The 23,946-nt window shown below is 38.5% G+C and carries 21 protein-coding genes and 2 tRNA genes; 18 read left to right on the top strand and 5 right to left on the bottom strand.

The features are described 5' to 3' along the window. Nucleotides 1-13: 13 nt before the first annotated feature. The 4 genes from ACOALF_RS00535 to idi all read right to left on the bottom strand — a co-directional run bounded on the left by ACOALF_RS00535 (nt 14) and on the right by idi (nt 3,217). Nucleotides 14-274 (bottom strand): hypothetical protein, encoded by a 261-nt coding sequence (locus ACOALF_RS00535; RefSeq protein WP_419241519.1) that lies wholly within the window; start codon nt 272-274, stop codon nt 14-16. Next, entirely contained in the window at nt 264-1,625 is a 1,362-nt protein-coding gene (mnmE, locus tag ACOALF_RS00530; protein ID WP_419241518.1) for a tRNA uridine-5-carboxymethylaminomethyl(34) synthesis GTPase MnmE, read from the bottom strand. The genes ACOALF_RS00535 and mnmE overlap by 11 nt, the downstream gene beginning before the upstream one ends. Next, the gene (truA, locus tag ACOALF_RS00525; protein WP_419241517.1) at nt 1,615-2,376 is read right to left on the bottom strand and encodes a tRNA pseudouridine(38-40) synthase TruA; all 762 of its coding nucleotides are present in this window, start codon (nt 2,374-2,376) and stop codon (nt 1,615-1,617) included. Before truA ends, mnmE begins: the two co-directional genes overlap by 11 nt. Before the next feature lie 271 nt (nt 2,377-2,647). After that, a complete protein-coding gene (gene idi, locus ACOALF_RS00520; protein WP_419241516.1) occupies nt 2,648-3,217 on the bottom strand; it encodes an isopentenyl-diphosphate Delta-isomerase in 570 nt (189 codons plus the stop codon). Between the two features lie 281 nt (nt 3,218-3,498). Here idi and ACOALF_RS00515 point away from each other — a divergent pair, with 281 nt between their 5' ends. From ACOALF_RS00515 to ACOALF_RS00465, 11 genes are all read left to right on the top strand, one after another. Further along, nucleotides 3,499-4,752, top strand: a complete 1,254-nt coding sequence (locus tag ACOALF_RS00515) for an MFS transporter (RefSeq protein WP_419241515.1) — start codon at nt 3,499-3,501, stop codon at nt 4,750-4,752. A gap of 325 nt (nt 4,753-5,077) precedes the next feature. Then, nucleotides 5,078-5,218 carry a hypothetical protein gene (locus ACOALF_RS00510; protein WP_419241514.1) on the top strand — a complete coding sequence of 47 codons (141 nt, stop codon included), beginning with the start codon at nt 5,078-5,080 and terminating at the stop codon, nt 5,216-5,218. Next, entirely contained in the window at nt 5,200-5,925 is a 726-nt protein-coding gene (locus ACOALF_RS00505; protein WP_419241513.1) for an undecaprenyl diphosphate synthase family protein, read from the top strand. The genes ACOALF_RS00510 and ACOALF_RS00505 overlap by 19 nt, the downstream gene beginning before the upstream one ends. A gap of 788 nt (nt 5,926-6,713) precedes the next feature. Next, complete coding sequence (locus ACOALF_RS00500; RefSeq protein ID WP_419241512.1) at nt 6,714-8,201, top strand: potassium/proton antiporter; 1,488 nt, start codon at nt 6,714-6,716, stop codon at nt 8,199-8,201. Nucleotides 8,202-8,284: 83 nt separating this feature from the next. Next, entirely contained in the window at nt 8,285-9,679 is a 1,395-nt protein-coding gene (gene lpdA / locus ACOALF_RS00495) for a dihydrolipoyl dehydrogenase (protein WP_419241511.1), read from the top strand. A gap of 222 nt (nt 9,680-9,901) precedes the next feature. Then, complete coding sequence (locus tag ACOALF_RS00490) at nt 9,902-10,684, top strand: enoyl-CoA hydratase/isomerase family protein (RefSeq protein WP_419241510.1); 783 nt, start codon at nt 9,902-9,904, stop codon at nt 10,682-10,684. Nucleotides 10,685-11,690: 1,006 nt separating this feature from the next. Then, nucleotides 11,691-12,605: a hypothetical protein gene (locus tag ACOALF_RS00485; RefSeq protein ID WP_419241509.1), complete on the top strand. Its 915-nt coding sequence runs from the start codon at nt 11,691-11,693 to the stop codon at nt 12,603-12,605. A 439-nt stretch (nt 12,606-13,044) separates the two neighbouring features. Beyond that, entirely contained in the window at nt 13,045-14,820 is a 1,776-nt protein-coding gene (locus ACOALF_RS00480) for a 30S ribosomal protein S1 (protein ID WP_419241508.1), read from the top strand. Nucleotides 14,821-14,832: 12 nt separating this feature from the next. Beyond that, nucleotides 14,833-14,903, top strand: a tRNA-Cys gene (locus tag ACOALF_RS00475). 7 nt (nt 14,904-14,910) lie between these two features. Further along, nucleotides 14,911-14,994: transfer RNA gene (locus ACOALF_RS00470), tRNA-Leu, on the top strand. A 348-nt stretch (nt 14,995-15,342) separates the two neighbouring features. Then, nucleotides 15,343-16,458, top strand: coding sequence for a bifunctional (p)ppGpp synthetase/guanosine-3',5'-bis(diphosphate) 3'-pyrophosphohydrolase (locus ACOALF_RS00465; protein ID WP_419241507.1), 1,116 nt, complete (start codon nt 15,343-15,345; stop codon nt 16,456-16,458). A gap of 212 nt (nt 16,459-16,670) precedes the next feature. Here the strand turns inward: ACOALF_RS00465 and hflX are convergent, their stop codons facing one another. After that, nucleotides 16,671-17,882, bottom strand: coding sequence for a GTPase HflX (gene hflX / locus ACOALF_RS00460; RefSeq protein ID WP_419241506.1), 1,212 nt, complete (start codon nt 17,880-17,882; stop codon nt 16,671-16,673). Between the two features lie 293 nt (nt 17,883-18,175). Between hflX and prmC the strand changes: the two genes are divergently transcribed. From prmC to ACOALF_RS00425, 7 genes are all read left to right on the top strand, one after another. Continuing rightward, entirely contained in the window at nt 18,176-19,141 is a 966-nt protein-coding gene (prmC, locus tag ACOALF_RS00455; RefSeq protein ID WP_419241505.1) for a peptide chain release factor N(5)-glutamine methyltransferase, read from the top strand. Nucleotides 19,142-19,162: 21 nt separating this feature from the next. After that, nucleotides 19,163-20,020 carry a hypothetical protein gene (locus ACOALF_RS00450; RefSeq protein ID WP_419241504.1) on the top strand — a complete coding sequence of 286 codons (858 nt, stop codon included), beginning with the start codon at nt 19,163-19,165 and terminating at the stop codon, nt 20,018-20,020. 55 nt (nt 20,021-20,075) lie between these two features. Next, nucleotides 20,076-21,023, top strand: coding sequence for a hypothetical protein (locus tag ACOALF_RS00445; RefSeq protein WP_419241503.1), 948 nt, complete (start codon nt 20,076-20,078; stop codon nt 21,021-21,023). Nucleotides 21,024-21,074: 51 nt separating this feature from the next. Beyond that, entirely contained in the window at nt 21,075-21,254 is a 180-nt protein-coding gene (locus ACOALF_RS00440; protein ID WP_419241502.1) for an Rpn family recombination-promoting nuclease/putative transposase, read from the top strand. Nucleotides 21,255-21,979: 725 nt separating this feature from the next. Beyond that, nucleotides 21,980-22,234, top strand: a complete 255-nt coding sequence (locus ACOALF_RS00435) for a F0F1 ATP synthase subunit epsilon (RefSeq protein ID WP_419241501.1) — start codon at nt 21,980-21,982, stop codon at nt 22,232-22,234. A gap of 264 nt (nt 22,235-22,498) precedes the next feature. Next, nucleotides 22,499-23,059, top strand: coding sequence for a DUF4255 domain-containing protein (locus tag ACOALF_RS00430; RefSeq protein WP_419241500.1), 561 nt, complete (start codon nt 22,499-22,501; stop codon nt 23,057-23,059). A 5-nt stretch (nt 23,060-23,064) separates the two neighbouring features. After that, nucleotides 23,065-23,925 carry a hypothetical protein gene (locus tag ACOALF_RS00425; protein WP_419241499.1) on the top strand — a complete coding sequence of 287 codons (861 nt, stop codon included), beginning with the start codon at nt 23,065-23,067 and terminating at the stop codon, nt 23,923-23,925. Nucleotides 23,926-23,946 lie beyond the last annotated feature (21 nt).

The raw sequence follows: 23,946 nt of genomic DNA, 5'->3' as shown, positions 1-23,946 counted from the left end.
AGTAATAAGTCCCCTAACCCTTAAAAAGTTTAGCAATATAAGCGGTTTTATCTGCATAAAATCTAGCATTTATCATTTGCTTAACACTTGCGTTTCCAACCGGTATTTGCATACTTTCGGTAAAATTGCCTTGTTGTTCCGCTCTTTTTAGTTTTTTATCTTCTTTTTTGGTATCCAGATCCTGTTCTTTATTATATAGGGATGCATAAGCGCGATATAGAGTGTAAGATAAATGGCTTTTATAGAATTTAATGCGCCCTGTTTTATTTTCCAATGCAGAATTTCGAAAAAATTTCTCCTAGAATTTCTTCTGTGGTAATCTCTCCTGTAATTTCACCCAGTGCATATAGGGCACGGTTTATATCTACAACGAGTAATTCATTGGATCGTTTTTGCGCCAGCCCTGTAATCACATCGGCTAATGCCTGCTTGCTTTTTTGTAGCCGGTCGCAATGGCGTGCATTGATCACAATAGTGGCTAGCCCATCGCTAGGTTGTTGTGCTACCAGTTGCACAAGCTTATCTTTAAGCGTTGCGATGCCATTTCCTGTTTGTGCTGCAATCAAAAGATAGTCTTTAAAGCTTTCTAGCGCACTAGCTGGTGCTAGATCCATTTTATTGCCAATTTTAAGTAGAGGCAAGCCTTCTAACTCCCATGTAACCAAGTCGTCTTCTGCTTGTGTAAGGGTCATATCAGATAGATCAATCAAATAAAGTACTACAAAGGCTTTGCTGCATTGCGTTTTGGTCCGTTCAATGCCTATTGCTTCTATCGTATCTGAGGCGGTTGCGCGTAGCCCAGCAGTATCTACAAACCGAAACCGTATGCCATTTAAGTGTAGGGTTCCCTCAATGGTATCCCGTGTAGTACCAGCTATAGGCGAAACAATGGCCCGCTCTTCCTGTAATAAGGCATTCAATAAGGTGGATTTGCCTACATTGGGTTTGCCTACAATCGCTACAGAAACACCTTGCTTAATCACATTGCCTAGTTGAAAGCTATCTATCAGCTCCGTTAAGGTTGTAATAAGCTCGTCAGCTAATCTGTGTAAATCCTTTCTGTCTAAAAAGGCAATGTCTTCCTCTCCAAAATCTAGTTCTAATGCCAACATAGCTGCAAAATGGCGCAATCTTTTACGTAGTGCTTGTAGGGTTAAGGAAAATCCACCACGCATTTGACGAAGGGCGGTTTGATGGGCCAGCATACTATCAGCTGCAATCAAATCGGCTACCGCTTCTGCCTGGGCTAGGTCAAACCGGCCATTTAAAAAAGCCCTTTTTGTAAATTCACCTGGCTCAGCTATCCGCACACCTTGTGCGACAAACAGTTCTATCAGCTGTGCAATAATAAAAGGGGCACCATGGCAAGAAATTTCTACTGCATCTTCTTTCGTAAAGGAATGGGGCGCAATAAAAATAGCCACTAAGACTTCATCAATTGTCACATCACCCTTTTTGATCATACCAAAATGAATGGTATGGGAGGCCTGCTGGCTCAAGTCACTGCCCCAAAACAGTTGGTTAACTATGCCAATGACACCTTGTCCAGATAGACGCACTACTGCAATGGCACTTACCCCTTGTGGGGTGGCTAGTGCAATGATAGGATCTTGGTTATGATTCATTTTCTTTTATAAATAAGGTTTCTGGATAACCTACTTCTACCAAGGTTAAACCATGTGGTGGCACTAAGGTGAGCATGGGACGAACGGCAGGTTTGTGCTTAATCAGCTGCTCTAGAGCAGTTACATCCATTTTGCCAGTGGCTGTTTTAAGGATCGTACCTACAATCGTCCGGACCATACCCCGTAAAAAACGATCGGCTTTTATCTGAAATACAATCTTTTGATCTATTTGCATCCAAAAAGCTTCCTCTATATTACAAATAAAACGCTTGGTTGAATCCGTTATTTTGCTAAAAAATTCAAAATCCGCTTGCACAGCAAACAAATCGGCTATTTGGTTCAATAAGGCCAGTGGGGGTATACGGCGCAGCCAAATGGCTCTGTCTCTATAAAAGGGATCTTTTTGTGTAACGATGGTATAGGCATATCTACGATAACATGCATCAAAGCGCGCATGCGCTCCATCTACTACTGGGCGCATGGCGGTAATGCTGATATCAGATGGCAAAATCCGGTTCACTTTATAGATCAAATAGGCAGGATCTATTGGCGCTATGAGGTTAAAATGGGCTACTTGTTGCGCAGCATGCACCTCTTTATCAGTTCGACTGCTGCCTGAAACCGAAACCGGTGTGGATAATAGCTTGCTAAGTGCCGCTTCTACTACTTGCTGTACCGTAATTGCATTTTTTTGAATTTGCCAACCACTATAGGCTGTACCAAAATAGGAGATATATATGAAATAACGCATGAGATGAGGCTATTGCAATAGAAAACTGAATAAGCTTATTTTGATACAAACATGCTCTTTTTATACTTTTTTGTAATTCTACAACCGTAAATTAGTGTTAATCGTATCCTTTTTAGGATAAAAAAGTAATAGATAGATGGGACATATGGTTGTTTTCAGGCTCTAGATTTTCTATTGCAACGGCCTCAAATCTTGTATCTTAAAGGCATACCTGTCAGACACACTAGACTTAACTGACAAGCTTAAAGTCTAAATTTTACTGCCTGTAAGATTAAACCTTGACTACTGCATTGCTTACTCCTATGACTTTATCTAAAAAGTTACCGTTTTTTACTAAATCGAATGCTTCTATGCACCATGGTGTAAAGCTTGTTAAATGTTGATTTAGAAAGTTAATAGATTCGGACCATTCTAGAAGTAATACTTCTTCGATTTCTGCTTTGTTTATAGTGATGTGCTCATTTGATAGTGCTACATAAATAGGACATATTTCATTTTCCATTATATTGCTTTCTTTCATAGTGCATTGATATTGATAATTAGCTACATGATAGAGTTCCTGTAGGTTAATACCTAGTTCAAATTGACTATGTCTATGTACGCCTTGTTCGTAGGTTTCAGTAACTTGAGGATGTCCGCAGAAACTATTAGACCAATATAATGGCCAAGTTTTTTTCATGCTGCTTCTTTTTTGTATTAAAAGTCTTTTGTTGTAGTCAAATAGGAATACACAAAATCCTCTATGTAAAGGCGTATTGGCATGGTGCGCCTCTAGTTTATTTTGTATACCCAATACGTTATCTCGATGATCGACCAATACGACATGTTTAGATTCTAGCATTATTTAATGGTTTTAATTTAGTCTGAATGTAGCCTCTATTTCAACGAGAAGAAGCTCCTTTTTTCTGGTTTGAGGATGCAATTTATGCTAATTCCGAGCTGGAAGCAAGCTTTTTGCTTTTTTATTAATCTGTTCGGTACAGCAATAACTTATCATTCATTCGTTGTTGTTAAGAACAATCAAATTTTGTAAATTGCAAATTCACCTGATATACTGCACTAAAATTAACTTGCAGGAGAAACTAAGTTTCTATACCTTATAATATTAAATCTTGATTTCTTATGGCTAATAAATCAAAGTCATTGATTTTATCAATATTAGTTACTGTAACCCACTATTATGATTACTATCTGTTTGGACTATTAGTTGCTCAAATATCAGAATATTTTTTACCTAAAGGTGATCCTAATGTTCAATTAATGAAGGTGTATTTCATGATGGCTATAGCATATTGTGCTAAACCTATTGGCGCACTAATTTTAGGAAGAATAGGGGATATTTATGGTCGTGCCTCTGCTTTTACCCTAGGGCTACTTGCAACAAGTGTAGCTTCATTGCTGATGGCTATTTTACCTTCATATGAAAAAATTGGTATGCTTGCTTCGTTTGCTATGCTGGTGACAAGAATGATAATATGTGCTGCAACATCTTCTGGCAGTGACGGAGTCAGAATTTATGTTTATGAAAAACTTAATAAGAAATATCAAGGCTTAGGAGCAGGGTTAGTAGCTGCATCTACATTATGTGGGGCTGTTATAGCTGCATGTACGGTGTGGATATTTTCTTTAAATATGTTCCCTCGGTATAGCTGGCGTATTGCATTTGCTTTAGGTGCTTTTTTATCATTGATAGTATTAATGATAAATAAAGGATCTGCTTTACTAGATGATGATGTGGTAAAAAATAACAACTATCACAAATATAAAAATATTTCTATTCTAAAAATTATTGGCGAAAATTTTAGGCTTTTTATTGTAGCAGTATTATTAGCTGGATCTATTGGTAGCAGCAGGCAATTTATTACAGTATTTTTTCCAACCTATGCTTCTAGCTTGTTGTTATATGTAGATGTGCATGTTATGAGATTCTATAATGTAATTGGATCAGTAGTTGAAGTATTATTTTGTATAATAGGAGGCTACTTAATTGATCTTTTTGGTAAAAAACGCATTGCTACTATATCAGCTTTGTGTTTGCTATTAGCTACTATGATGATGTCATATATGATTAATACGGGCTATATCAGTATTAATTTATATTTCTTGATCTGTGCTGTTTTTTCATGTTTATATGTATCAGGGCTACTCAGTTTTACTCAGTTTATTCCGTCAGCAGTAAGATATAGGCTATTTAATTTAGCACATGCAGTAGGCTCAATAATAATTTCTGGTTCTACTGCCTTTTTTGCTGCTTTATTATATAAAGCTAACATAGTTTGGCTGCCTATGGTGTATTATTTTGTAATTATATTAATTATGATTGGTACGATTTATTTAACCGGTTTAAAGGTGTTTAGAAAGAGTATCAGTAATTGATTGCTTGAATTTTTTGTGTTTTTATATCGGAAGTGTCCTCTTAAAAAGATAAAAATTCTTTATTACTTAAGATAATAAGTTACGATGCGCAAGTGCACTTTATAGCCGTAAGGGGTGCTTGTACCAAGTTTTTGAATAAGACTTGATTTTGTGACTCTTTTTTATCAAGCAAGAAAACATATCCGTTCCCTTTCTCTTTTGACCGTATTATATTTTTGCTTAAATTGCAATTGTTACCTTAATACCAGATACGTAACCTGATTCCTGGTAATGGCAGACAAAAAAACATTCAGCAATTGTATCTAGAAAAGCCTTTATAATTTGCATGCTACCATTTACACTACCACCTGGATGTGCCTCTTCTTCAAATAAGTATGGCGCAAATGCGTCACCCAACTTGCAAAAAAAACCAAGGCATATTGCCATTATTATGGATGGTAATGGCAGATGGGGAAAAAAGCAATAGGAGATAGATCCTATGGCCATAAGAATGCAACAAACGCTGTACATGAGGTAATAACTGGGTGTTTAGAGCAAGGAATCTCCTATTTAACCCTCTATGCTTTTTCTACTGAAAATTGGAGCCGATCTAAGGAAGAAATACGCACTATTTTTAGCGTGATCGCTGAGGGTATTACTGAAAATATCAACCTTTTTACTGAACATAACATTAAATTTCATGTTGTAGGAGATACAGAGGGGATACCTGGTTTTTGCTGGAATAAATTAAAAGAGGCAGTAGGGCTTACAAAGGATAATACTACGTTACACTTAACGGTTGCCATCAACTATGGAGGACAAGCAGAAGCAGTAGCTGCCTCAGAGGCTGTAGCAAAGGATTGCTTAACTAAAACCATTAATGCATTTCTAAATAAGGGCTTTAATCTTAACTCTCGTTTTGAAGACTTTATAAAATTTGCAGATGATTATCGTGCTAAAATTACACTAGCTACATATAAGCAATATTTAAATACAGGGCAATTGCCCAATATTGATCTGCTGATACGTACAGGTGGGAAGCAACGTATAAGTAACTTTTTACCTTGGCAATGTGCTTATTCAGAGCTGTATTTTACAGGTATATACTGGCCAGATTTCAGAAAAGAGAATCTAATAGAAGGCTTGGATTTCTTCCAAAAGCAGCAGCGAAACTTTGGTGGGGTCGTAAAATGACCCAGTAAACAAGGAAAGTTTGTTCCCGTTCATCTAACGGCGTTAACTTAAGGTGTTAACGGCTGCCGATAAAAAAGCTTGGTGCTTCAGTAAACTTGTAGTCTCTAGACGCATTATGTATAGCTAGCACCTATTCCCGCTGGTTGTATTAGCGCTTACCGGTTCACATCATAGCTATTATAATTTTTAGGTCGTTGTAATAGATCGATGTTAGCCCTGTACTAGGGTTCTATCGTTTGGGGAATATAAGCAAGCACGAAGATTTTTATCAGCAAAAACCCCTTCTCTTAACAGGGGATGTTCCACATTTCCTCTGCTGGATTTCTTTATTCAGTTTTGTTATCATCTGCTCCATTGATTGAATGCGCTCCTTAAGTTCATTAAGGAAAAAACAAACCTTAACTAGGGGTAATGGCAGTAAGGTATTCACTTAACCAATTGATTTAGAGGATAAAAAAATAGATATCATTACAAATTAAATCCTTTTTTCTGTTAATACGGTCATATATAAGGCATATCAAGGTTATAAATAAATGAACAAAGGAGGGGATTATAGGTTGGCTTATCTGATAAACGTAAGCCTTTAGGGTGATATAAGCGAGGCTTTTTGCTACAACCGACCAGTTAACCCGCTTGCTGATTGGATCATAATAATAAGCCATAATTGCGTATAATGCGCTAAATTTACTTAAATTTAAGTTGCTTTTAAAGACCATCATCCAACATATGCGCCTGTACCAATGGTAGTTCATTCGTTTGGGCTGATTTGTTGTTAATTATAAACATCTATGCACTTAGTCCCAGAAAGCTTACTGATTGCTGGCTCTTTTTTACTTTTCCTGAGTATTGTTATTACCAAGCTATCTACCAGATTAGGTATTCCAGCGTTGATTATTTTTTTATTGGTAGGTATGGCGGCAGGCCATGAAAAATTGGGGAATATTGATTTTCACAATCCTATAGCTGCCCAATTACTTGGTGCCATTACCTTAAGTTTAATTCTTTTTACAGGGGGGATAGAAACTGAGTATAAGCATATACGGCCTATTCTGTGGAATGGTATATTACTGGCAACTGTAGGTATTCTTATTACCACTTTTAGTGTGGGGCTATTTATTTGGGGCATTACAGCCCTCTGGGGGGGGAATATACAATTCACTTTATTAGAAGGCCTACTTATGGGTTCGATTGTTGCATCTACAGATGCAGCAGCCGTCTTTGCCATTATTCGCGCTAAGAACATGCAGCTCAAGGCCAATCTTAGCCCTATGCTAGAATTAGAGTCTGGTAGCAATGATACGATGGCGTGGTTTTTAATGTTTTTATTTAAAACTTTACTGATCACCAACCTGGCCATTAGTCCCATGGAAGCTATTTTGACCTTTATTCAAGAAATGGTTGTAGGCGGGTTAGCTGGTTTCTTGGTTGGTAAAATCATGCTTGTATTGCTTGATAAGCTGCGTCTTGCCAACTGTTCGCTTTACCCAGGTTTGATGCTTGCTGTAGTGATTTTTACCTACTCAGCCACACATTTTTTACATGGCAATGCTTTTTTAGCGGTTTACCTTGTAGGGTTAATCTTAGGCAATAAAGATTTTCCACACAAAAAAAGCATCATTCAATTTTGCCAAGGGATTTCTTGGTTGATGCAAATCATTATGTTTATTACCCTTGGCCTATTGGTTTACCCTGCTAAGCTCATACCTATAGCAGGGATTGGCCTTTTGCTTTCCATCTTTTTAATGTTTATAGCGCGCCCGTTGAGTGTTTTTGTTTCATTGTTTTTTTCTAAAACACTAAAATTAAACCACAAGATTTTTATCTCTTGGGTAGGGCTTAGAGGGGCTGTGCCCATTGTTTTTGCTACCTATCCTTTGTTGGATAATATCCACCAAGCAGATGTAATATACCATATTGTTTTTTTTGTTGTGCTCACTTCTATCTTGTTTCAAGGTACAACCCTTTCGCCTCTTGCCAAGTGGTTGCAATTAGAAGCGCCAAAAGTAGAAAAACATGAACCTAGTATTCAGTTATCCAAAGAAGTGGATAGTGAATTGATAGAGGTGATTGTCCCGGAAAATTCTCCCGCTATTGGTAAAAGAATAGTACAGTTGAGTTTTCCAGAAAATGCCTTGATTGTGCTGATAAAACGGAATGGTGTATATGTGATTCCGAGGGGTGATACCGTCATTACTGCCTTTGACTTGCTGATGATTATGGCAGAAAAAAAACAGGCCATTCATACCATAAAGGAGCAGCTAGGTGTAGTACATTAGTGGGTTTTTAACTATAATTGTCTACCGTACCAGAAACTATAGCGTTTTTGCATTCATATATATTCTTAAAGTAAACAACTTATATGCGTCAGGAATATGATCTTATTGTAATCGGAAGTGGTCCGGGTGGGTATGTTGCCGCTATTAGAGCCGCTCAGTTGGGTATGCAAGTCGCTGTTATAGAGCAAGAAGCGCTTGGTGGGGTTTGTTTAAACTGGGGTTGTATTCCTACAAAAGCTTTGTTAAAAAGTGCTCAGGTATTTGATTATTTTAACCATGCTGCAGCGTATGGTATTGAAGCAAGTGAAGCCAAACCCAATTTGGGGGCTATGATCAAGCGCAGTCGGGATGTGGCAACTACTATGTGCAAAGGCATTCATCATCTTTTTAAAAAGCATAAAATTACACTTCTGGAGGGGCGCGGCAAGCTACTCCCTCATGGTACCGCCGCGCTTGTCACACCAGCAGGTGCTACTGAGCTCTACCGTTCCCAACATATTATCTTAGCAACTGGTGCCAGAAGCCGTCAGTTGCCCCATTTGCCTATCGATGGCTCCCATATTATAGGCTATAGGGAAGCACTGGCACGTACTACCCAACCAGCCTCTATAGTGATTGTAGGAGGGGGGGCGATTGGATGCGAATTCGCCTATTTTTATCATACAATAGGCACAAAAGTTACGCTGGTAGAGTGTAATCCCTATTTACTGCCGCTTGAAGATGAAGCGATATCCAAACAAATCCTAAAATCTTTTATACAAAAAGGCATGCAAGTCTATACTGCTGCCGAAGTTACCAAAGTAGAGGTAGGTCATCCATCATCTACCCTACATATTGCTACTCAATCAGGCCATTTGAAGATTGAAAGTGAGCTAGTCCTCTCTGCCGTTGGTGTCCAGCCTAATATAGAAAACATAGGTTTAGAGGAAAATGGCATTCTTATGGAAGCAGGTAAAGTTGCGGTAGATGCCTATTATAGGACCAATTGTAGTGGCGTCTATGCGATTGGAGATCTTATTAAAGGGCCTGCTTTAGCCCATGTTGCTTCAGCAGAAGCCATCATTTGTGTAGAAAAAATAGCTGGGCTTACACCAGAGCCGTTAGATTACAATAATCTACCCTCTTGTACCTATACACAGCCTGAAGTAGCTTCCGTAGGTTATACAGAAAAATCTGCAAAAGAGGCTGGTTATAAGATTAAAGTAGGCGTTTTCCCATTTTCTGCTTCTGGAAAGGCACAGGCAGCTGGTGCACCAGAAGGGTTTGTAAAGGTTATTTTTGATGCCCAGTATGGCCAATGGCTTGGTGCACATATGATCGGTGCCCATGTGACAGAAATGATTGCAGAAGTAGTCGTAGCACGTAAATTAGAAACTACTGCTTATGAAATTCAAAATAGCACCCATCCACATCCCACTATGTCAGAAGCCATTATGGAAGCAGTAGCTGCTGCTTATGGAGAAGTGATTCACCTGTAATCATATGTGTGCTATGCATGGTTGTTATAAGGTCCAGGTTACTATTCAAAAAAGATTAGGCCGCTTTCGAAACTATATTAAATATCCTGTATATTTGGGTAGTATGGTTTTTAGCTTTGGAAATAAAATGGGGTATTAAGTTGTGTAGATAGAAAAATTGCAATGTGTTTAGTATTGCATACTGGTTGGTTAATTAAGCTATAAAACAAATTTGCGTCCAGCATGGAAAAAACAGAATCATTACAAAGTAATTTAGAAGATGGTATTTTAACCATCACCTTTAAAGCCGATTCAAAATCCTTTACTTTGACAGATAAAAGACTGATTGAATTGCGCAATGTCATTCAAGAGGTTTATGACGATGATGCCATAGAGGGTGTAATTATTACTGGAGAAGGGGAAGAAATCTTCTCCTTAGGCACGGAGGTTTCTGAATTACTCAAGTTAAGTGAATTGAATGCAAGAAAGTTTGCAGAAAATGGTCAAGAGGTATTGGCTTTTATAGAAAACTGTCCTAAGCCTATTTTAGCTGCTATTAATGGCTATGCGTTAGGCTCTGGCTTTGAGCTAGCGTTGGCTTGCCATTTCCGATTTGCTTCTGAGAATGCGATACTTGCTTTTCCAGAAATTGCTTATGGTGTGATTCCTGGCTTCGGCGGTACCCAGCGGTTGACCCAATTATTGGGCAAGACTAGAGCATTGGAGTATTTAATGACCGGTAAGCGCATTGATGCAGAAGATGCAGAACGGATGGGCCTGGTTAGTGCAGTGGTCAGCTATAAGGAAGAGATGCTTAAAAAAGCTAAAAAGTGGCTTACCTCTATTGCAAATAATGCAGACTTAGCATTGGGCATGTTGGTAACTTGTGTAAATGCAGCGGAAAACCCAGATGAAAATGGTTTTCAAACAGAGGCAAATGGTTTTGCCAATTGTTTTAAAGCAGTAGATCTGAAAGAAAAACTCATGAAGATTGTTGATAAAAAAGGGCTTCTAGAGATGAAATAGCACTATTGGATGAGGCCTAATTGATCCAACCACAGGTTGGTTTTCGAAAGGGTGGCCTTTAGCCTTATGCATGCTTCTGTGCGGCCCTATCGCAGCGATAAGCAAAAAAAGCACTCTTTCATTGGAGGTAATGGCGTCAACTTAAGGGGTTATTTTATTGACTATCTAATAAAACATCATTTTAATGGGCGGATTGCTTCCATTACATCAAGTTGAAGCAGCTAATGGCCGCCGATAAAAAAACTGGCGCTTCAGTAAGCTTGTAGTCTACTGACGAGCAATTGTTCAGCGGATCAGAAAAACAACCTGTTCGAGCCCGTGAAGCGGGCGAGTTCTGTTTTTCCCGCTGAACAATTGCTCGTTTCATTATTTTTACTGCGCGCCAACTTTTTATCGGCGGTCAGCAGTGGTGGAGTATGCGGACGATCTATTTGCATCTCTTTGCTAGAATGGATTTTCCTTAGGTTGATGCCATTATGCGTTCAGCAGTGTGGCTGGAATTGTATTTTCGGCATGTTTTAGGACGATTTTTGGCAAAAACGTTCAAGGTTTGTCCCAAATTTTAGGAAAAAATTAGAAAAAACCCGTTTTTAACCACAGTGCTGAACGCAAACCCTTAAGTTGACCCCATTGGGAGAGCCATACACATTTTTTTATCGGCGGCCATTTAGCGCATCCATTCAACTATATGGCAAACTACCCGTAAAATGATAAAAAACGTGCCATAAGTGCCTTTTTTGCCATTGATTTGAAGCAGGTATAACCCGACATGATGCATCTGTTCTACGTTGAGCCGATGCCATCAAGCGTAAGTGACTATTTTGCTAATATTATGCTAGTCCTTTTTGAGCGAAAACATGCGGCCTTCCTATCCAGCTGTAAGTTGCATTTGTTAACCGCAGCCTCTCTAAGGCGCATTTTTTTCTGTTTTAAATAAAAATTGAATTGTCTCAACTCTATACAATAGACTATGGCCTAGTATATAACCTGAATATGCATATATGTAATGAATAAAATTAAAATAAATAATAACTTAAAATACTTAATTTTTTGTTTCCTTGTATTGGGATTAACTGGATGCAATCGAGTTGCAAAAAATCGATTAGGTTGCCTGTTAGAAAAAGAACAAGAGAAAAGTTCGATCACTCATCAAAATGAAAGCAATGCTGATGTCACGGATTTGTGCAAAAAAGCATTTCTAGGTGAAATAGACAAATTTTTCTGCAAGGTGTTCAAAGATTTTTTCATGTACATTTTCGACTTTGGATTTGATATGCCTAATTGTAGTTCTGATTCTATGGATACTAGAATGCCTCAAATGATGGCGGCTTTTATGTTGTATATGGCTGATCCTGTTGTGAAGAGTTTTTTTAAGGATCACGCAGCGGAGCTTAGGAAAGCTTTGTATGATTTCGTCTCCAATCCTGATGATTTCATTAATAGGCTAATTGCAAGTTGTGAGACTGTTAGTAAGGCCTCTGATTCTAGTGCTGGTGCTGCCATTAATAATAATGTTAATCTCATGGAGCCTACTAAAAAATTATACCTACGTATAATGGACAATTATACTGCTAAACTTTTATCATGTTTTTTCATGTACATTTTCGACTTTGGGTTTGATATGCCTAGTTGCAGTTCTGATTCTATGGATACTAGAATGCCTCAAATGATGGCGGCTTTTATGTTGTATATGGCTGACCCTGTTGTGAAGCTTTTTCTTAAGCAGGAAGCAGCGAAACTCAGAAAGTTGTTCTACGCTTATCTTCCTCATCCTGATTTCATTCATCTTATAACTAAAGCTTTTAAGGCTAGTAGTGTGGTTTATTCTGGTGCTGTTGCCGGTGCACGTTTAGGTGCCTCTATTACAGCCTCTGTTGGTCAATATACTTTTATGGGTCTACGTTTGTTTGCAAACAACTAAACACCCATCTAGAAAAATTCTTTTATTTTTGAAAGTCTGCTGTACGCGATTTAATGCGTTGCGGGCAATAATAAATGGTGCTATGGAAGAAGCTTCCACAAAGAAGCGTTGGATAGCTTAGCTCTAAGACATTCTATTCAATAGACTGCTTGAGCGTTTTATCTCTTTTTTGGTTATGATGGTTTATCCCTACATCAGGCCTTTAGCTCGTATATAGCCGAGGCCCCATCTTGCGTAGTGGCCAAGTGGGGTACATTAAGCTAGATATTTCTTTTTTTTTTGTAAATTTATCACTTGTAAGGAACGATTAGCTGCATTCAGCTATCGTTTTTACATAGAAGTCGTAATTTAATTTCATTTTTTAACCACGTAAACAGCGCCAAATGTCTAGTTGAGTAGCTGTTTTTACGTAACAATATAAAGTCAATACCTCGCCCTTATGGATGCATCAAAAGGAGTTTTTAACTGGGATCAATATGATCACGCTGGTAAATTAGGCAGTGCATATACAGATCAAGAAAGAGCAGATACAGCTGCCATATATGGAGCTACCTTAAGCGCTATTAATCAGTATGAAGTAGTAACAGGATCCATTATCAGCATCACCAATAAAGATGTTATTGTCGGTGTTCGATACAAATCCGATGGTTTAATTGCAGCTTCTGAATTTAGAGATCTACCTGAGTTAAAGCCAGGGGATGAGGTTGAGGTATACATAGAAGAAACAGAAAATGCCAAAGGTCAGTTGGTACTTTCTCGTAAAAAAGCAAAATTGGTAAGGGCCTGGGAAAAAATTCAACATGCATTGGAACATGGAGAGGTGTTAGAAGGGCTCGTAAAGCGCAGAACGAAAGGAGGGTTGATTGTAGAAGTTTGTGACATTGAAACCTTTTTGCCTGGTTCACAAATTGACATTAGACCTGTTTTAGACTTTGATGTTTTTGTAGGCAAAACCATTGATGTAGTGGTTATTAAAATCAATCATACCAATGACAATGTGGTAGTCTCCCATAAAGCACTCACTGAGAAGAAGCTAGAAGGGCAGAAGCTTGAAATCATGAGTAAGCTTGAAAAAGGTCAAATCCTAGAGGGTTATGTAAAAAATATCACTAAATTTGGTGCCTTTATTGATTTAGGAGGGGTAGATGGCTTACTGCATAAGTTAGATATGGCTTGGAGTAGGGTCAACCATCCAGAAGAGCTCTTTACCCTTGGCCAGAAGGTTCGTGTAGTGGTCATTGGTTTCAATGAGGATAAAAAGCGTATTTCTCTGGGTATCAAGCAATTGCAAGACCATCCATGGGATGCATTGCCAGAAACCGTTCAGGTAGGATCTACCATTAAGGGTACCATAACCAATATTGCCGATTATGGTCTGTTTATAGAATTGATGCCTGGTGTAGAGGGGTTTGTATATGTCTTAGATATTTCATGGTCGCAATATTTGCGTGACATCAATGAACATTATAAAATAGGCGATACCATTGAAACCTGTATTTTGTCATTGGATCGAAAAAATCATAAAATATCTTTGGGCATCAAGCAGCTCACTGGAGATCCGTGGGAGCATGATGCATTTCTATCTACTTATGAAGTAGGCACCACGCATGAAGGTGTTGTGCGCAATCTAACCCACTTTGGCGCCTTTATAGAGCTAGAGCCAGGTATTGAAGGACTGTTACACGTTTCTCGTCTTTCCGGTACCAAACGTGTGGCGCACCCTGCTGACGTCTTAAAGTTGGGTGAAAAACTAGAGGCCATTGTATTGGGTATTAATCGAGAAAATAGGCGCCTTTCATTGGGATTAAAGCAAGAAAACCCATGGGATGCCTGTGAAAAGATTTTCCAAGTAGGTACACTTCACAAAGGTGCTATTCTGAAAAAGACTTCAGGTCGTGGTGCTATTGTTGAGCTGGCCCATGGTATAGAAGGTCATGTGCCGCAGCAACATTTAATCAAATCAGATGGCGGGGAAGCAGAAGTTGGAGAAGAGTTGGATTTGCAAGTCATCAAATTTTCTAAAGGAGATAAAAAAATAATTTTATCCCATCAAATTCTTTTTAATCCAGACATAGAGATGAAGGTAGAGGGTAAAACAAAAGCAGATCATCCAAAAGAAAAAGTAGAAAAGACACCATCTGCTAGAGGATTTGAAGCTTTTGCTGATTTGAAGGAAAAACTGGAACAAAATACAAAAGGAGAAGATAAAGGGTAACGGTTTTATTTGGGTCGCGTGGCCGAGTGGTTAGGCAGAGGTCTGCAAAACCTCTTACGGTGGTTCGAACCCACTCGCGACCTCTCTTTTGCCTGGGTGGCGGAATTGGTAGACGCGTTGGTCTCAAAAACCAATGATAGTGATATCGTGCCGGTTCGATTCCGGCCCCAGGTACATATTAATTGCTGCCTACTTAATGACTAAGCGTCAAGTAAAAAATTTTGCTAAAAATACTGTGTAAAATATTTTTTGTTATTGGATATTAGAATAATATTTAAGCAGTTATAAAAATATTGGCTTTATTTTTTGTAATTCTAATAGACTTTATTTAAAATATATAATTCATTCGTTTTAGAGGGTTCCCAAGAGTTGGAATATTGCTTCTTCTATTGTGTACCATACAAATTTAATAAAGTTGTAACTTTGAAGCGAAGTGATAAACTTTACTTGAAGTGAGGCATGGGCCTATGCCGTAGGCTACGGGAATAGGTTTATGTAAAAAACTTTTGATTGTATAGCGTCATGAAAAGAAATAAAATGCTTGATTTGAGTGATTGGAATTTGCATCAGCTTGCAAAGGTAGTGTCTGAAACACCAAAGGATATGAAACATTCCTGGTCGAAGATACATGAGGCTTGTGCATTTTCAGAAAGCTTTGAAACGCAGGCAGATTCAAAAATGTTCAAGCTTTCCCTAAAGTCATCTATAGAGGTAGCTGTTATTGCTGCTACGGAGATGTCCTTGGGGCTTTCTGCTGTTATTGCTGCCATCTTGGCGCCTTCTTTTTTGCAGGGCTTAGTGCGCAAAGAAGCCATTCAAAAACGTTTTGGTTTAAAGATAGTTTCTATATTGGTGGAGTTGAATAGGTTTAAGCGTTGCAAGTTGCGTCGTAGTGCACTGCTGAATTGTCGCCATGTGCCTGATACGGCAGCGCCCCGTGTTTTAGCAATCTTATTACAAATTTGTGACATCATTCGCGTAAACTATAGTGGTGTACCATTGGAAAGTTTAGATTCAGAATTGATCTACTATTCTAGTAATAAACTTTTGTTTGATTTAAAATCTTTTTACATCCCACTTGCGCATAGAATGCGGTTGTATAACATTCAAGCTAAACTCGCAGACTTTTGGTTAAAGTATACAGATGCTTTGACCTATTATTCCATTACTGCCAAGATTGGCATGACCAAGCTGCAAAGGCAGCAAAAGCTAGATCTTATTTCTGAGGAGATTCATTCGGCTGTTCAAGCACATGGTATTGATTTCGTATTAAAAAAGCGTATTAAGTCTATTTATTCTATTTGGCATAAGATTCAAAGGTTAAATGTTGATGTTGATCAAATACATGATCTTGCTGCTATTAGAATCATTTTAAGGAGTATGGATGGCAAGACCCTACAAGAAGAAAAGATAGCCTGCTGGAGGGTACTTAGCATTGTTAGTGATCTTTATAAACCGGTCTGTAATATTATGCGAGACTGGATTAGTATACCAAGAGATAGTAGCTATGAATCGCTTCATCTTACCTTTGAGACCTACAAATATGGACGATTAGAGATGCAAGTCCGTACGGAACGAATGGATCATATAGCAGAATATGGTGAGGCAGCACATTGGAGATATAAGCTTTTAGATTAATGGTATCTGTTCAAGCAATGGTATCAACTTAAGGAAACAGTATTCTAATACAGAAGTGCAAAAGGCATTTTACGAATGGTTCCTATCCTCTCTTCGCTTGCGGTTGCCGATAAAGGAATTTGGCACACAGTAAAAATTCATTTATCGAGGGCTGTAAGCGGGGGCATAGGAGCAGCCTATCAAGACAATCGCCATTGGATGAATAGATACAGTTAATAACTAGCTTTTATATACCTGGTTACCTGCACCCGTTCTATTTCTTTGGTAATACTTTCTTTTAAAAGTGCTATATGTAGCCCTTTTGTTGCGGAGATAAAAACCGCAGGATGGCCATTATATGAATGGCTATATCTTCCGGTTCTTAAAGCAACTTCTACGGGTGTATCTATTGCTTGCGCAGTCCTGGTTATATCTTCCTTGCTTGGTGCAATGATGTCGATCTTATTGAATACTAAAATTCTTGGCAAGCCCTCTGCACCTATTTCGGCTAAAGTCTGATTCACTATAGCCATTTGCTCTTGGAAGCTTTCATGCGATGCATCTATGACATGTAACAGCAAGTCAGCCTCCTTAATTTCTGCTAATGTAGACTTAAAACATTCCACCAAGGTATGGGGTAGCTTACGAATAAAGCCTACCGTATCCGTTAGTAAAAAAGGATGGTTATTTAATACTACCTTGCGTACAGTAGCATCTACTGTGGCAAATAATTTATTATCAGCTAAGATATCTGACTTAGATAATAGCTTCATTAAAGTAGACTTTCCTACATTCGTATACCCTACCAAGGCAACACGAACCAAATCAGCCCGCCCCTTACGCCTAATCATACATTGTTGTGTGATGCTGGCCAACTTCTCACGCAACCTGGTAATTTTATGTTGAATAATTCTTTTATCCGTCTCTAATTCTTTTTCCCCAGGGCCACGCATACCTGCACTACCCCCTTTTTGACTCGAAAGGTGGGTCCACATTCTCGTAAGTCTTGGCAATAAATATTGATACTGTGCCAATTCCACCTGTGTTCTTGCTTGTTTGGTTTGGGCACGCATCGAAAAGATATTCAGGATCAATAAACTTCTATCCAATATCTCGCAGGCCAGTGACTTTTCTAGATTGCGCGCTTGTGAGGGAGAAAGCTCATCGTCAAAAATAGCGTAGTCAACCTTTTCTACTTTTATAAAAGCAGCTATTTCTTCTAGTTTCCCCTTACCTACAAAGGTAGCACCATGTGGATAATCCAACCTTTGCATAAACAATTTAACAATTTTTAACCCCCAAGTACCTGCCAGAAAGGCCAACTCTGTAAGATACTCTTCTGTTTTCGTTAGAGGCTGCTGGGGGGTAACCAAGGCTACTAGAATAGCCGTTTTACCCGCTTCATGGGCCACTAGGTTAGATTGACTATGCCTATACATTAACATAACGACTAGATCCTTTAAAAAATACAAACAACAATTTTATAAAATAAAATTATAAAAACCAATACAAACTTGCTAATTTTAGCTCTGTTTAATCTTAAGAAATTGCTTTTTTATAGCGTGTTATACGATTTTTTTATAAACTTTAGCCATAATTTGATAAAAACAGTTTATTGTCATAGCATTTGATGGGTAAAACAGTCTGCTCGATTGTGTTTCTCCTAAAAGTTGCTGATCACAAATAGGTTATGCAAGCCGTCTATTTTTATGCTAGTTTATAGATTAACTTTTTATATTTGAAGGATAAAGCGCATAAGCAGTTTAAGCAACCCAGCAAAGTGTATTGCAAAAATCTAATGAATCTATTGTCTCATTCGGAAACTTCTGAAGTGGTCATACCGCTTCGCGTGCTATCAGATCTATGCTGTCAAGCGTTGGCGCTACCAAATAGATCAGAATGCGCTGCTATCGTTCAACAATTGCTGGAGGCACATTTACAAGTTGATGCAACAGACTATGTTTTAAATCCAAGCTGTACCATTTCGCCTATGCTGCTGCAGCAGCTTTTAGATGGAGTAAATAGATTAAAACAGCATGAACCCATTCAATATGTGATTGGATCTACTTATTTTGCTGGTAATTCTTTTAAAGTAACCCCTGCTGTACTCATTCCACGGCCAGAAACAGAAGAATGGGTAACTTTCTTAATGGATCATCTTGTACATCCTACCGCTATCCTAGATATAGGAACTGGTAGTGGTTGTATTGCCATTACGCTCAAGCAGCAATTTCCACAGGCCTTAGTAGATGCTATTGACATCAGTAAAGAAGCACTAGCCGTTGCTGCTTATAATGCAGCCGCATTAGGTGCAGCCGTCCATTTTATAGAAGCTGATATCCTAACAGCGCCATTGCCTCCATCTAGCTGGTCGCTAATCGTTAGCAATCCCCCCTATGTGCGCATGCAAGAGCAGTCGTTTATGCATGCAAATGTGTTAGACTATGAACCCCATTTGGCCTTGTTTGTGCCTGATGATGATCCGCTCTTGTTTTACAGGCGGATTATCCAGCTTGCTGCGCTTCATTTAGACCTAAATGGCATACTATGTGTAGAAATCAATGAAGCATTCGGTGAAAAGATTGTAGATTTACTACATCGCGCAAATTTTAAGCAAATATGCATACATAAAGATATGCATCAAAAAGAAAGATGGGTCATGGCTGTCTTTGAAGATCAGCCGCATGGCTCAATGTACACTTGAAATCATATTGGTATTTTAACTATGCAGTCTGCATTAAAAATAAGAATTTTGGGCGCTATCGTTGCCCATACATGGTTTGGCATTACCGCCATTGGCGCAAACCCGCATAGCAATCTTCCGGTTAGTAGGCTCCTTCAAGAGGAAAAAGCAGATCCTCCTCTGGAATCGGACCATCCATCTTTAGCAGAAGATGGTGTGCAAATGGAAAAAGAAGCCTTGCCATTGGTCAAAGTAGCACATAGAGATGTCATGGACCTTTTGTACCTCTATTTGCTGCCAAAATCCATAGATATACCTCATTATGTTCCTTTTATACAGCAGGTTGGGGTAAGAATAAACTGGTTGGAATGCTTACGAAATTTGTGGTCCAATGAGAAAAAAAGCTATGGGGGAGGCGTTGATTTTCACTTTTCCGGCCCTATACAGTTATCTTTTGACATCGGATATGCCGCTTATCACCCCAAAGATATAATCCATCCAAATGAGTTAAAATATAAGTCAAAAGGTGGATATGGTGTAGTAGCCCTTTTGTATGTAATGCCCCTCAATCAGCTTAATAATGCCTATTTTGGTGTGGCGTATGGGCAAAGCCAATTTGAGTTTATTGCGTATGATGCGCACATAGCCCCCTCCTCCAATCGCCTTGCAGTAGGTTGGGGCAAACTCGTTGGCGGATCTGAGCTTAGATTATTCCCTCAAATTTATGGAGGCATGCAGGTTGGCGTAGGTCATCTTTTGCATGCCCAAAAAAATAATGACCGTCGGATATCGAACTATTTTGTTCCAGGTTATGGCAGAATGGTAAATAAAGTAATGTTCGATATGACATTTTATCTAAAATGGAGTATCTTTTTCTTAGAAAAGAAAATAGTGATTTAGTTGTATCGGCTTACACCCAATAAGCCATAGAACAGCCTTTTAATTTTAAATAAACATGTCAAAGTTAGCTGTCATTGATTTAGGTACAAATGTGATAAATGTTTTAGTAGGAGCAGTTGACCAAGAAAAATATACCGTGCTTTATGAAGAAAAAATTACAAAAGCTATGGTGCAACAGCCCCTCTATGCCATGCACATTTCATTAGAGGAACAAAAAAATATTGTAGATACCTTGGTAGCCATTAAAAAAAAGTTAGACATAGATGGTGTGCCCTTTATTGTTGCCAAGGCTACAAGCCTCTTACGGGATGCACCTAATGCAGCTGAGGTCATTGAAGCGATTCGTTTTAAAACGGATATTCAAGTAGAAGTTATTTCTGGTATGGAGGAAGCTGCTCTAATTTATTATGGGATCAGCTCTTACTTTACCTTAACAGATGCGTATGGCTTAATTATGGATATAGGCGGTGGGAGTGTGGAGTGCATCATCTTTAACTACTTAAAACCATTATGGGAAAGAAGTTTTGCACTAGGCATACGGCGTGTGGCTGCTCAGTTTGCCTATAGTGACCCTATTACCCCCCTTGAAGCAGCCCTTTTAGAAGATTATTACTGTACTGCTTTGGCGCCGCTTTTTGCGCAAACTAAACTGTATAGCCCTAGTCAGCTCATTGGAAGCTCTGGTGCTTTTCGCACATTATTAATGTTATACAAATGCCACTATAACCTTTCCACTACGCAAACAGAGGGTAGCATAAAAAGAGTATCTGCAGAGCAGTTCTTTAACATTTACAAAGTGATACAAACCACCCCTGCATCTGTTTGGCAAGAAAAGCTTTCTGTTGAACCTGTTTTTTTAAAGTTAATCCCATTGTCAGCCTGCTTGATTAAAGTGATTCTTACCACATGTAATCTACAGGAAATCATTATTTCAGATAATTCGCTCAGAACAGGTCTGTTTATTCGAGAATGGAATCGCTTAAAGCAAAACAAGCTTATTTGAGAGCAGCCCTTTTTTGAAAGAAAAAAGGGAGCGGATAAGCCGCACGATAGTATGTTTAAAAGTACTTTTTGTAACAAGGAGGCTATGCTAGATTTTCTAGCTGCTAACCTATCTATAGAGATATTTAGTGCAATAGATCAGTCAAATTTCAAGTTAACCGATAAAAGCTTTGTGGATCCAGTAGGCAGAAGAGGAGAATCTGATTTAGTGTTCAGAACCAATATACTCTGAACGCTTAATATTTTTGCTGCGCGCCAACTTTTTATCCGTGCCCATTAGCGCTTTAACTTCACGCAATGGGCATAACCCGCCCATTAAAATGATATTTTATATAAAAATCAATACAATATAATCCTTAAGTTGACGCCATTGCATGAACAGATAAAATCCCTTCCTATAGCATAGTAGGGAACCTAGTATCATGCGCTATTTTAGATATTTTTTTGGATTGTTTCGACAATAATTGTAGATTAAGAGCATTCTATTTCTTTTAATAGAATGCTTTATTGTTTTTTGTCTATGATATCATTTAAAACTGGCTTTGCCATTGCAATAGCATTATACATGATTGCAATGAATTATTTGTTGTTTCATTACGTACGAGACAAATACTTTCGTAAGTAAGTAAAGATTTAAGGCAAGCTTTATTGTTTTCCTTTTCGGCTACTGTTAGCTTCTATATCACTACACATTGGGCCTTTAAGCACCTTCTAAGGGAGGGGCTTATGGCCATGATCCATCTATTTCAAATTCAGGAGGCCATTAGGCGGTATGGTAGCCCTCGATAAACGAATAATCGTATCAATCGGCATCTAAATTGTATGGGCAATCGTGTAAGCGCATTTGCTTTTAAAAAACCTTTTGGTTACCTTTCGTTTATAAGAAGTAAGTAAAGCAATCAGTTGTTTAGGTTGTAGGTGATGGTCTGTAAAGTAGTAAAAGTAGTATAAGTTAGAATGATGCATCTATCTATCATAGCGCCTAATGGTAGCATTTTTAATGGAGTGGTGGATCATGTAATGTTGCCAGGTGCGCTTGGTCCATTTCAGGTACTTTCCCATCATGCACCTACGCTAAGCAGTTTGGTAGCTGGGCAGATCACCTATAGCGTTGGAGCAGTGTCATCCTCCGTTGCAGTAAAGGGTGGTTTTACCTCAATAGCCGACAACCAGCTTATAGTAGTTTGTGACCCTATCGAACAAGGCCATTAAGCTATATAGCCGAGTTGGCGCGCAGCAGCTGCTGCTTAGGCCGGCTGGCGCTGGTTTTGCTTTGCGCTTTTTAAGTAAAAGAATAGTGATTCTTTTGTTTCTGAGTAAAAAGTAATCTAAAAATGTGATATATTGGGCATTATTCCTTGCTTGCATTTATTTGAACAGATTGGTAAAAAGAAACTGCCAGGCTAGCAAGCCTGTTTTTTGCGCTTTTGTAGCCATTAGTGTGAGCATACAGTACAAACGATAAAGAGACTAAACATGCTACATCATTGCACGCACACTATATTGTCTGAGGTAAATCAATACATTCAGTCTAAATCGAATGTAAAGGAGCCAGCTATATCTTTGTCAATCTTAGGAAATTCTCAGGTAGAAAGTAAGTCTTCAAAGGGAATTATTATGAGATTGGTAGATATTACTTCAGTAGAGTTGTGCAGCAATCCTACGCAATATGTGCCACAGGCAGATGGTTTTATCTTACGCAAAAGGCCAGAAGCATTTAATCTTTATTTTTTATTTTCTACTGATTATAAACTATCTGACCTATTAAAAAATTTAGAATTACTGGCTTATGTTGCAGCATTTTTTCAAAGTAAGTCACACTTTGATACTTCCAATACCCCTGTTTTACAAGAACTCGGGATTGAAAGTTTTTCGGTTGAGCTCGTTAAAATGACGCCATCAGAAAAGTCTATCCTTTGGAAAACGTTACATACGCCTTATAGTCCTTCTTTGTTGTATAAGGTAGGGCTTATATTTATAGGAGATGCTACAATGGGTTTAAAGGTAGTATCTGCATTTTCATCACGTGAAAGGTAATCGCTATGGCATTTACAACCAAATTATTTCGGATCGCTATTTCGAATGATTATTATAAATCCGGTAATGTCCAGAATGATTTTGCCATTCAGCCTACTCAGTCTACTGCTGCCTGGCTGACAGCACGTAGGGTGCGCCTCTTGGACCATCCAGATGGCATAGAATTGATATGGCTTTCACAGCACTATGATGATCCACTGACGTTGTTTCAGCAAAAAGCAGAGGGCATTACCCTCTCTTTTGTCATGACATTAAAAAATAGCCAAGCATTAAATCTTTCTGAGTTAGAGGCTGGCTACCCAACGGGAGCCGTCTATTATTTACACAATGGGCATACCCATAATAACCATTCGTTGCACCGTAAAACTTTTATGAGCAGTGCTGATCTGGTTAAGATTCAGGAGGTGGTGCATTACCCTACTGAGCCAGGTTGGAATGTTTTTGCAATGATTGATATAGATCTGGCCCATTGGGCGCATGCCCTATCCAAGCAAAAAGATAGCCGTTGTCCTGCGCCTGTTACCTATGCCATTAAAGTTAAAAATCGTTCTACCTTTTGGCGGTATTATGTAGTAGATACCAAAAATCAGCTTAATGGACCATTGGGTATTTTATCTGAAGGGGATCCTTCTTACTTTAGTGTTGTAAAGGCTTCTTCTGAGTTGCCGAATACCTATTGTGCAGAGTCTACCAAGCCTATGGAACTTTGCGATCGATACGATCGTTCTTTTTCGCTTTGTAAACTTGGTGGCACAAAAGGAGAAACCATATTAATAGAAAAATTGCCTTATCCTACCTATGATTCGCTCAAAAAGGATAAAAGCAATACAAAGAAACGCTATAGCGATATAGTTGTATATGTTTAATTTAAACTTCATTTAATTTAT

The organism is Cardinium endosymbiont of Nabis limbatus (assembly GCF_965196625.1).
Lineage (GTDB): Bacteria > Bacteroidota > Bacteroidia > Cytophagales > Amoebophilaceae > Cardinium.
The sequence above is the reverse complement of the archived record's forward strand: the minus strand, read 5'-3'. Positions and strand labels throughout refer to the sequence as shown.